Raw genomic sequence first — 10073 nt, 5'->3', positions numbered from 1 at the left:
CAGGGGCTCCACCGCGTTTGTTGCTACGGTGGGATCACCCGACGAGACGCGCCGTACCGGGCTGGCAAAGACGACGCAGTCCGTGTTGTTCCGTGTGTTCGTCGTCGGAGGTGGCCGTCGTGGCCTGGGTTCTCTTGATCATTGCCGGTCTGCTCGAAGTGGGCTGGTCGATCGGTATGAAGTACGCGGAGGGGTTCACCCGGCTGTGGCCGAGTGTGTTCACCGTCCTCGGGATCGTGGCCAGCATGCTGCTGCTGGCGCAGGCGGCGAAGTCGCTGCCGATCGGTACGGCCTACGGCGTGTGGGTGGGGATCGGGGCCGCCGGTGCGGCCGTGCTCGGGATGGTGGTGCTGCACGAGCCGGTGACCGCCGCCCGGATCTTCTTCGTCTGTCTGCTGCTGGTGTCCGTGGTGGGGCTGAAGGCGACCTCGGGGCACTGAGCGTTCCGGCGCGGCTCGGTCGCGCCCGGTTCGGCCGGTCTCACTGCCAGGGGTACGGGAAGTTCGGGCCCCGGTCCGGGCCCCGGGCTCCCTCGACCGGGCTGCCGCCCGTGCTGCGGTCTCCGGTGGGGCCGCCGCCGTCGCCGGTCTCCCCGGTGGTGGTGCCGGGTTCTCCGTCGCCTTCGGTGGTGCCCGCGTCGGTGGTGGCGCCGGTCGTACCGCCGTTCGCGGTCCCGCCGTTCGCGGTGGCGCCCCCGGTGTTGCCGCCGCCTGTGGGGCCCGTGCCGGTGGTGCCGCCCGCGCCGGTGCCGGTCGGGCCCGGGGTGGCCGGGGTGGTACCGGCGGGGGTGGTGGGGGTGTCGCCGCTCGGGGTGTCCGAGGGGAAGTCGGGGTCGGCCGACGGCGATTCGTCCTCGGAGGGGTCCGGCTCCTCGCTGCCCTCCGCGAGATCCAGGTCGAACTCCTGCACCTCGGAGCCTTCGAGGGCGGCGGCGGTGTAGTCGGCCCAGGTCTCGGCGGGGGCGCCGCCGCCGTTGACGCGGGACTGGCCGAGGGCTCCGTACAGCGACTCCTGCGTTCCGGTCTCAGGGTCCTGGCCCATGACGGCGACGACGGTCGCGAGGTCGGGGGTGTAGCCGGCGAACCAGGCGGCCTTGTCCTCCTCGGCGGTGCCGGTCTTCCCGGCGGCGGGGCGTCCGGCCGCCCGCGCGGCGGTTCCGGTGCCGCCCTCGACGACGCTCCGCAGGATCGCGGTGGTGGTGTCGGCGGCCTCCCGGCTGACGGCCTGCCGGGTGGTGCGGCCGGGCAGCGCGATGCTCCTGCCGTCCTTGGTGACCTTCGCCACGAGGGTGTACGTGCCGTGCCGCCCGTGGTTGGCGAGGGTCGCGTACGCCTCGGCCATGTCGAGCACGCTGGCGGTGGCCGGGCCGAGTGCGATGGACGGGGAGGCGGTCAGGTCGGGGGTGTCCTCGGGGATGCCGAGGCTGATCGCGGTCTCCTCGACCTTCTCGGGGCCGACGTCCTCGGCCATCTGCGCGTACACCGCGTTGACGGACTTGTCGGTGGCCTCCCGGACGGTGATGTCGCCGTAACTGACGTCGTCCTCGTTGGCGGGGGCGTAGCCGGTGTCGCCCTGGCGTCCCTGCACGGGGCGCTCGTTGGTGCCGTCGTAGCGGGTGTTCGGGGTGATGCGGCGGCCGTCCTGGGTGGTGGAGTCGTTGGCGACGGCGGCGGTGAAGACGAACGGCTTGAAGGTGGAGCCGACCTGGTAGTCGCGGCGGGTCGCGTTGTTGACGTACTGCCGGGTGTAGTCGATCCCGCCGTACAGGGCGACGACCTCTCCGGTGGCGGGGGCGATGGAGGCGCCGCCGACGCGGACGTTGCGGTCGGCTTCGTTGCCGTCGTCGGTCCGGGAGGTCACGTTCTCCTCGACGGCGTCCACGAAGGCGTCCTGCTTCTCCTTCTCCAGGGTGGTGGTGATCCGGTAGCCGCCGGTGGCGAGGGTCCCCTCGTCGACGATCCCGTGGCCGGTGAGGTAGTCCTTGACCGCGTCGACGAGGTAGCCGCGCTGTCCGGAGAGGCCGGTGGAGGCCTTGGCCTCGCCGGGTGGCGGGAAGGTGAGCGCGGCGCGCGCGGACGCCCCGAGCCATTCCTCCTTGACCATGCCGTCGAGCACGTACGTCCAGCGGGCGAGGACGGCCGGCTTGTTCTCCGGGTGGGCGACGACGTCGTACGCGCTGGGGGCGTTGAGGAGCGAGGCGAGGTACGCGCCTTCGGCGACGTCCACGTCGGTGACGTCCTTGCCGTAGTACGCCTGGGCCGCGGCCTGGATGCCGTAGGCGTTGCGGCCGAAGTAGCTGGTGTTGAGGTACCCCTCGAAGATCTGGTCCTTGGTCTGCTCGCGGTCCAGCTTGATCGCGATGAAGAACTCCTTGACCTTGCGGACGACCGTCTGCTCCTGGCCGAGGTAGTAGTTCTTGACGTACTGCTGGGTGATCGTCGAACCGCCCTGTCTGCCCTGTCCGGTGACGGTGTTCCAGGCGGCGCGGAGCATGGCGCCGACGTCGACGGCGCGCTCGGAGTAGAAGTTGCGGTCCTCGGCGGCGAGGACGGCGTGCTGGACGTCCTTCGGGACCTGGGCGAGTTGGACGTTCTCCCGGTTGACGTCGCCGTCGCGGGCGATGACCGCCCCGTCGCGGTAGAGGTAGACGTTGCTCTGGGCGGTGGCGCTGGAGTTGGCGGCGGGGATGCCGACGAGCTGGTACCCGGCGACGAAGCCGCCCACGAGCAGGACGGCGATCAGCAGGACGGCCCCGAGGACCATGCGCCAGGTCGGGACGAGGCGGCGCCAGCCCTTGCGCCGGGGGCGATTCGCGCGGCCCTTGCGACCCTTGCCCTCTTTCGCCGTGGCCGAGGCTCCGGTCTCCGCCGTCCCGCTCGCCGTCCCGTCCTGCGGGTCGCTCCCACCGGCGTCCTCCTCGCTCTTGCCGCCCTCGTCGCCGGAGGGGTCCCGGGGGGTCCAGCGCTGTGGCTCGTCGCTCATGTGGTGGAGACTCCTCGGCCGCGGACAGTCCTCCCATACTGCCCTTTTACTGTCGATAACCTTCGGAACGCACCTGAACGTGCTGCCGCACGCCCTCCCGGGCGCTTCGCGCGCTCCGGAAAACAGGTCGCCGGTCTTTGGACACCTGGACTACTGTCGTGCGCTTTGGTGCCTGCGGGCGGGCAGTTCCCCGGGACGGGCGGTCCGGGCAGAACACGGATGAGGCTGGGGGAGACGTGCGGGTCTATGCCGTGGTGGCCGCGGGCGGGTTCCGCCGGCATGCCACCTACCGGATGGCGACGGTGGCGGGGACCTTCACCAACACGGTCTTCGGCTTCATCGTCGCGTACACCTACGCCGCCCTGTGGGCGGAGCGGCCGGACCTCGGCGGCTACGACACCGCGCAGGCCATGACCTTCGTCTGGCTGGGCCAGGCACTGCTGATGACGTGTTCGATGATGGGCGGCGGCTTCGAGAACGACCTGATGGCGCGCATCCGGACCGGCGACATCGCGATCGACCTCTACCGCCCGGCGGACCTCCAGCTCTGGTGGCTGGCGGGTGACCTGGGCCGGGCGGCCTTCCATTTCCTCGGGCGCGGCATCGTGCCGATGGCGATCGGCGCGCTCGCCTTCGAGCTGGCCCTGCCCGTCTCCCCGTGGACATGGCTGGCGTTCCTGGTGTCGGTGGTGCTCGGAGTGGTGGTCAGTTTCGCCATCCGGTTCCTCGTCGCGCTGGCCGCGTTCTGGCTGCTGGACGGGGCGGGGGTGCTCCAGATCAGCTGGCTGACGGGGCTGTTCTTCTCGGGGCTGCTGCTGCCGCTGAACCTGTTCCCCGGGCTGCTCGGCGAGGTGGCGCGGGCCCTGCCGTGGTCGGCGTTCCTCCAGGTGCCCGCCGACGTGTTCCTCGGCAAGCGCACCGGGTGGGACCTGGCGGGGGCGTTCGCCTTCCAGGCCGGCTGGGCGCTGGTCCTGCTGCTGGCGGGCCGGCTCCTCCAGTCGGTCGCGACACGGAAAGTGGTGGTGCAGGGTGGCTGACACGGTGCTCGTCCCGGACGGCGGTACGGAAGCGGAGGCTGCGGCGTACGCGCCCCGCGGCGGCGGGCGGTCGCAGCTGGTGGAAGGCCTCCGCGCCTACCGGCTCATCGCGGGAATGTGGATCCGCTCGACCATGGCGTACCGGGCGTCCTTCGCCATGACCACGCTCGGCAACTTCCTCTCGACGGTCTTCGACTTCGTCGCCATCATGCTGATGTTCGGTCATGTCGACGTACTCGGCGGCTACTCCCTGCCGGAGATCGCCCTGCTGTACGGGATGGCGGCGACCGCGTTCGGCCTGGCCGATCTGCTGCTGGGGTCGTTGGACCGGATCGGCGAGCGGGTCCGGGACGGCACGCTCGACACGCTGCTGGTGCGCCCGGTGCCGGTGCTGGTCCAGGTGGCGGCCGACCGGTTCGCGCTGCGCCGGACGGGGCGGATCATCCAGGGGCTGATGGTCCTGGGGTACGCCCTGGTGGTGCTGGACATCGACTGGACGCCGCTGAAGGTGCTGCTGGTGCCGCTCGCGGTGGTGAGCGGCGGGGCGGTCTTCGGCGCGGTGTACGTCGCCGGGTCGGCCCTCCAGTTCTTCGCCCTGGACGCGGCGGAGGTGCAGAGCTCCTTCACGTACGGCGGGCAGACGCTGTTGCAGTACCCGCCCACCGTCTTCGCCCGGGAACTGGTGCGCGGGGTGACGTTCGTGGTGCCGCTGGCCTTCGTGAGCTGGCTGCCCGCGCTGTACGTGCTGGGGCGGGAGTACCCGGTGGCGCTGCCGCAGTGGGTGGCGTTCCTGCCGCCGGTGGTGGCGGCCGGGTGCGGGCTGCTCGCTGGCCTGGCGTGGCGTACGGGGCTGCGGGCGTACCGGAGTACGGGAAGTTGACGAGGGACGGCGGTACGGGGATGGGGTCGGGCATGGCACGGAACGCGCGGGCGGGGAGGGGTGCGGTGGTGGCGGAAGGCGGCGTACGGACCCCGGTGGGGGACGGCTCGTTCATCGAGCTGGACGGGGTGGAGAAGGTCTTCGAGGTGCGCCGCAAGGCGGGCTTCCTGCGGCGCGAGCGGCACGAGGTGCGCGCGGTGGACGGGATCAGCTTCCGGGTGGCGCGCGGCGAGATGGTCGGCTCCATCGGCCCGAACGGTGCGGGCAAGTCGACGACGATCAAGATGCTGACGGGCATCCTGACCCCGAGCGGCGGCCGGCTGCGGGTCGCCGGCGTCGACCCGTCGCGGGAGCGCACCCGGCTGGCGCACCGGATCGGGGTGGTGTTCGGGCAGCGCACCACGCTCTGGTGGGACCTGCCGCTGAAGGACTCGTACCGGCTGATGCACCGCATGTACCGCATCCCGGACGCGCGTTTCCGGGAGAACCTGGACCGTTGTGTCGAACTCCTGGATCTGGCGGACCTGTTGGACACGCCGGTCCGGCAGCTCTCGCTCGGGCAGCGGATGCGCGGCGACATCGCGGCGGCGCTGCTGCACGACCCGGAGGTGCTGTACCTGGACGAGCCGACCATCGGGCTCGACATCATCTCCAAGACGAAGGTGCGGCAGTTCCTCAAGGACCTGAACGAGGAGCGCTCCACCACCGTCCTGCTCACCACCCACGACCTCACCGACATCGAGCAGTTGTGCCGGCGGGTGATGGTGATCGACCACGGCCGGCTGATGTACGACGGCGCGCTCGCCGGGCTGCACGAGGCGGGGGAGAGCGAGCGCGTCCTGGTGGTCGATCTGGACCGCGAACTCCCGCCCATCACGGTGGAGTCCGAGGGGCCGTTGCGGGCGCGGGTGCTCAGGACCGAGGGACCACGCCAGTGGCTGGCGCTCCCGGCGGGCGCCTCCGTGGCGCCCCTGGTGGCGCGGATCGCGGCGGAGTACCCGCTGAAGGACCTCTCGGTCCGGGAGCCGGACATCGAGGACGTGATCGCCCGGATGTACGCGGCGCGACCGCACCCCGCCGCGTAGGCCGCGTACGGTGGGCGCCGCCCGGTGCGGGGGCTCCGGCCCGGTGGTGCGTGCGGTGCGGCGGGGGCTCTGGCCCGGTGGTGCGTGCGGTGCGGCGGGGGCTCTGGCCCGGTGGTGCGTGCGGTGCATAGGGTGGGCGGTATGACGAGTGAACTCCCGGACATGCGTGCCTCGGACGCCGAGCGGGAACGGATCGCCGAGATCCTGCGGGACGCCATGGCCGAAGGGCGTCTTGACATGGCGGAGTTCGAGCAGCGGCTGGAGACGGCCTACGCGGCGCGCACGCGGGGGGAGTTGACCCCGCTCGTCCGCGATCTGCCGCTCTCCGGAGCGCCGTTGCCGGACGTGGGCGGGGCCGCGGTGACGGGGTGGTCGGAGCGGATCGGCGGGGAGCCGACGTCGAAGGGCGGATTCGCGTTCTGGGGCGGTTTCAGCCGCAGGGGGCGCTGGACCGTGGGCCGGACGTTCACCTCGTTCGTGATGTGGGGCGGCGGGGTCGTCGATCTGCGCGAGGCCCGGTTCGCGGAGCGCGAGGTGACGATCCGCTGTGTCACGATCATGGGCGGAATGGGCGTCACCGTGCCGCCGGACGTACATGTGCGGGTCAACGGGATCGGCTTGATGGGCGGGTTCGACGAACGGTCCAAGGACGAGGGCGAACCCGCCCCGGACGCGCCGAGGGTGACCGTCACCGGTTTCGCGCTGATGGGCGGCGTCGGCGTGGAACGCAAGTGGAGCAAGGCGGAACGCCGTCGCCGCAGGGAGGCCGAGGCGGGAGCGAAGGCCGAAGCGGTGGGCCGGGCCCGAGCGCCCCGGGAGGTCGACGGACCGGGCGGGATGGACGGACCGGGCGGGGTGCGCGGACCGGGTGGCGGCAAGGAATTGCGCTGAGGCCGGTGCGGAAGCCGGGGCCTCGCGGCGGACCGTCCGGGCGGATTCCGCCCCGGAACCCGGGCCGGGCCACCCCGACCCGCGCCGTGCCCGGACCTGATCCGGCGGGAGGCGCCTACCCCTGCGGGCCGCCGGTCAGAAGGCCGAGGTCGATGCTGTCGGCGAGGGCCTGGTAGCCCCGGTCGTTGAAGTGCAGGTGGTCGCCGCTGTCGTAGTCCGCCCGGATGCGTTCCGGTGCGGCGGGGTCGCGGACCACCTCGTCGAAGTCCACGTACGCGTCGAACACCCCGCCGGCCCGGATCTGTTCGTTGACCTCCTGCCGGACGGCCTCGCGGGACCGGGTGAAGTTGGGGATGCCCTCGAACGGGGTCAGGGTCACCCCGATCACCCGCAGCCCCCGGGCGTGGGCCTGGCCGGTGAGGCGGCGCAGGGCGTCCACCACCCGCCGCGGGTCGAGGTGGGGAGAGGCGGTCTGGGCGTCGTTGACGCCGAGCGCGACGATCACCGTGCGCACTCCGGTGACGCCCAGCACGTCCCGTTCGAAGCGGGTGACGCCCGCGATGCCGCCCCGGCCGTCCGACAGCAGACGGTTCCCGGAGATGCCCTGGTTCGCCACGCCCCAGCTGCCCTTCAGCCGGTCGGCCAGGAGGTCCGGCCAGCGCCTGTCGGCATTGGGGGTGGAGCCGCTGCCGGCCGTGAGCGAGTCGCCGAAGGCGACGACCGCGCCCGACGCGGCCGTACTGAAGACGTCCACGGCCGTCAGATAGCGCCACTCGTCGATGGGCCGGGAGGTGCGCGCGTCGACGAGGTACGAGGTCTGGAAGGCGGCCGGGTGCTGGGTGATGTGCCCGCCGGTCACGGGCGTACGGAAGGACACGACGAGGTCCGAGTCGGCGGCGATCCTCGTCCGCGCGGCATCGCTCACGACCTGTCCGCCCGCCGGGACGGTGACCCTGCCCGCGCCCCCGAAGGTCACCGGACGGGAGTTCACCCGCGCGTGGTCGACCACGAGGGGGCCGGTGCCGAAGAGGTTCGAAAGGGTGATGCGCGCCGCGTCGCCACCGACGCTGCTGTGCACGGCGTTGCGTACGACCGTGCCCGCCGGTTCGCGTGTGCCGACCGGGGCGGCGCGTACCGGCGCCCCGGTCCAGGTGGCGACCCACCGGCCGTCCGCCGCCGCAGTCTCGCGGCCGGCCGGGTGCTCGCCGGACGCGCGCACGTCGCTGCCGCGGGGGCCGGTGAGCCGTTCCGTGCCGAGGGCGAGGGCCGCGGCGAGTACGGCGGTACCGGCCACGAGGGCGGGCCGCAGGGCGCGCCTGCGGAGACCGGGGCCCGCCCCGGAGCCGCGGCCGGGCTCGCGGGGGCCGGGGTCCGGTCCGGCCTGGTCTCTACGGGCGACCCTGGACATGCGCGGTACGTCTCCTCGTGCTCGGCCCGGGATGCCGGGGGAACCGGTGTGCGACGGGCCGCCGGGAACTGGGCGGGCGGCCCGGGAGTAGGACTGTTGGGGACAATGCGTACGACTGGGGAAGACGTGTACGCGAACGGGTGGCGCGGTAGGAGGGGACCGGGCGCACGGCGGACCGGTACACGGAAGAAAGCGAGGCGGGACGCGGTGGATGGTAATGAACCGGGCGCGGGCACGGGGCCGGAACACGGGACGGACGCGGATCCGGATCATGCCGGCGGGACGGGAGCCCCGGCCGGCGTGACGGCGGACCGGGACGCTCCGGTGGGCCCCGACGGCGGTTTCGACGGTACGGCACGGTCGGCGAGCGACTCCGGACGGGCCGCCGCACCCCTGGCCGCGTTCGCGTACACCGCCGCCGACGAGGAGAAACGGCGCGGGGTGCGCCGGATGAAGATCACCGCCACCGGGCTGCTCCTGCTGGTCGCCCTGGTGTACACCCTCGCCACCTGGGCGAAGAACGCGGGAGTGGGCGGCTGGCCCGGTTATGTCGCCGCCGCGGCCGAGGCCGGCATGGTGGGTGCGCTCGCCGACTGGTTCGCGGTGACGGCCCTCTTCCGCCGGCCACTCGGTCTGCCCATTCCGCACACCGCGATCATCCCGACGAAGAAGGACCAGCTGGGGGCCTCGCTCGGCTCGTTCGTGGGCGAGAACTTCCTCTCCGCGGACGTGGTGCGCGGCCGTATCCACGCGCTGGGCGTCGGGGGGCGGGTCGGTGCCTGGCTCGCGGAGCCCGAGCACGCCGACCGGGTCACCGCCGAGCTGGCGACGGCGCTGCGCGGGGCGCTGAAGGTGCTGCGGGACGCCGATGTGCAGGCCATCGTGGGAGAGGCGATCACCCGGCGGGCCGACGCGGTGGAGATCGGCCCCGGGCTCGGGAAGATGCTGGAGAAGGTGGTGGCCGACGGCGGGCACCGCAGGGTCGTGGACCTGGTCTGCGTCCGCGCGCACGACTGGCTGGTTCTGCACGGTGACGCGGTGATGGACGCGGTGCAGGGCGGGGCGCCCGGCTGGACCCCGAGGTTCGTCGACAAGCGGGTGGGGGAGCGGGTCTACAAGGAGCTGCTGCGGTTCGTCACGGAGATGCGGGACATGCCGGGCCACCCGGCGCGCGACTCCATCGACACCTTCCTGGCGGACTTCGCCGCCGACCTCCAGACGGACCGGGACACCCGGGAGAGGGTGGAGCGGCTGAAGTCGGAGATCCTGGGGCGCCGTGAGGTACAGGACGTGATCGCCTCCGCCTGGTCCTCCGTACGCGCGATGATCATCGCGGCGGCCGAGGACGAACGGAGCGAACTGCGGCTGCGGGCGCGGGCCTCGCTGATGTCGCTGGGCGCCCGCCTCGCCACGGACCAGAGGCTTCAGGCCAAGCTGGAGGGGTGGCTGGAGGATGCCGCGGTCTACGTCGTCACCACCTACCGCACCGAGATCACCTCGCTGATCAGCGACACCGTCGCGGGCTGGGACGCCGACCAGACGTCGCGGAAGATCGAGGCCCACATCGGCCGCGACCTGCAGTTCATCCGGATCAACGGCACGGTGGTCGGCGCGCTCGCCGGACTCGCGATCTACACGGTGTCGAGGGCGCTGGGGGGTTGAGGGCCGGCTGTCCAGGGCGGGGGTGGCGGGGGGGGGGGGGGGGACCCCCCCCCCCCCCGGGGGTGGGAACCCCCCGCGGGGGGCCCCCCCCCCCGCCGCCGGGGCCCCCCCCCCCGCCGGGGATAAGG

Annotated in this window: 8 protein-coding genes and 1 riboswitch; of the genes, 6 read left to right on the top strand and 2 right to left on the bottom strand. The window is 72.8% G+C overall.

Features of this window, described 5'->3' with window-relative positions:
- The first annotated feature begins 14 nt into the window (after positions 1-14).
- A riboswitch (guanidine-III (ykkC-III) riboswitch) is annotated at positions 15-80 on the top strand.
- Positions 81-119: 39 nt separating this feature from the next.
- Positions 120-440, top strand: coding sequence for a multidrug efflux SMR transporter (locus ACFWEP_RS25390; protein ID WP_266704822.1), 321 nt, complete (start codon positions 120-122; stop codon positions 438-440).
- A gap of 40 nt (positions 441-480) precedes the next feature.
- Here ACFWEP_RS25390 and ACFWEP_RS25385 read toward each other — a convergent pair whose 3' ends face one another.
- Entirely contained in the window at positions 481-2982 is a 2502-nt protein-coding gene (locus ACFWEP_RS25385) for a transglycosylase domain-containing protein (RefSeq protein WP_387373173.1), read from the bottom strand.
- A gap of 236 nt (positions 2983-3218) precedes the next feature.
- On the opposite strand from ACFWEP_RS25385, the gene ACFWEP_RS25380 reads away from it, so the two are divergent.
- The 4 genes from ACFWEP_RS25380 to ACFWEP_RS25365 all read left to right on the top strand — a co-directional run bounded on the left by ACFWEP_RS25380 (position 3219) and on the right by ACFWEP_RS25365 (position 6875).
- The gene (locus ACFWEP_RS25380; protein WP_387373171.1) at positions 3219-4019 is read left to right on the top strand and encodes an ABC transporter permease; all 801 of its coding nucleotides are present in this window, start codon (positions 3219-3221) and stop codon (positions 4017-4019) included.
- A complete protein-coding gene (locus tag ACFWEP_RS25375; protein ID WP_387373169.1) occupies positions 4012-4899 on the top strand; it encodes an ABC transporter permease in 888 nt (295 codons plus the stop codon). Before ACFWEP_RS25380 ends, ACFWEP_RS25375 begins: the two co-directional genes overlap by 8 nt.
- 32 nt (positions 4900-4931) lie before the next feature.
- Positions 4932-5984: an ATP-binding cassette domain-containing protein gene (locus ACFWEP_RS25370; RefSeq protein ID WP_387373168.1), complete on the top strand. Its 1053-nt coding sequence runs from the start codon at positions 4932-4934 to the stop codon at positions 5982-5984.
- A 141-nt stretch (positions 5985-6125) separates the two neighbouring features.
- Positions 6126-6875 (top strand): DUF1707 domain-containing protein, encoded by a 750-nt coding sequence (locus ACFWEP_RS25365; RefSeq protein WP_387373166.1) that lies wholly within the window; start codon positions 6126-6128, stop codon positions 6873-6875.
- A 115-nt stretch (positions 6876-6990) separates the two neighbouring features.
- On the opposite strand, the gene ACFWEP_RS25360 is transcribed toward ACFWEP_RS25365, so the two are convergent.
- A complete protein-coding gene (locus ACFWEP_RS25360) occupies positions 6991-8169 on the bottom strand; it encodes an SGNH/GDSL hydrolase family protein (protein ID WP_387373175.1) in 1179 nt (392 codons plus the stop codon).
- A 219-nt stretch (positions 8170-8388) separates the two neighbouring features.
- On the opposite strand from ACFWEP_RS25360, the gene ACFWEP_RS25355 reads away from it, so the two are divergent.
- The gene (locus tag ACFWEP_RS25355) at positions 8389-9945 is read left to right on the top strand and encodes a DUF445 domain-containing protein (RefSeq protein WP_387373164.1); all 1557 of its coding nucleotides are present in this window, start codon (positions 8389-8391) and stop codon (positions 9943-9945) included.
- The last annotated feature ends 128 nt before the right edge of the window (positions 9946-10073 follow it).

The sequence above is a fragment of the Streptomyces sp. NPDC060198 genome, assembly GCF_042728415.1.
Classification (GTDB): domain Bacteria; phylum Actinomycetota; class Actinomycetes; order Streptomycetales; family Streptomycetaceae; genus Streptomyces.
This window is presented reverse-complemented; position numbering and strand designations above follow the sequence as displayed.

Excerpts from the sequence above, each read along its gene's own strand:
- ACFWEP_RS25385 (WP_387373173.1), bottom strand. The coding sequence starts at position 2,982 with ATGAGCGACGAGCCACAGCGCTGGACCCCCCGGGACCCCTCCGGCGAC.
- ACFWEP_RS25370 (WP_387373168.1), top strand. The coding sequence starts at position 4,932 with ATGGCACGGAACGCGCGGGCGGGGAGGGGTGCGGTGGTGGCGGAAGGC.
- ACFWEP_RS25365 (WP_387373166.1), top strand. The coding sequence starts at position 6,126 with ATGACGAGTGAACTCCCGGACATGCGTGCCTCGGACGCCGAGCGGGAA.
- ACFWEP_RS25355 (WP_387373164.1), top strand. The coding sequence starts at position 8,389 with ATGCGTACGACTGGGGAAGACGTGTACGCGAACGGGTGGCGCGGTAGG.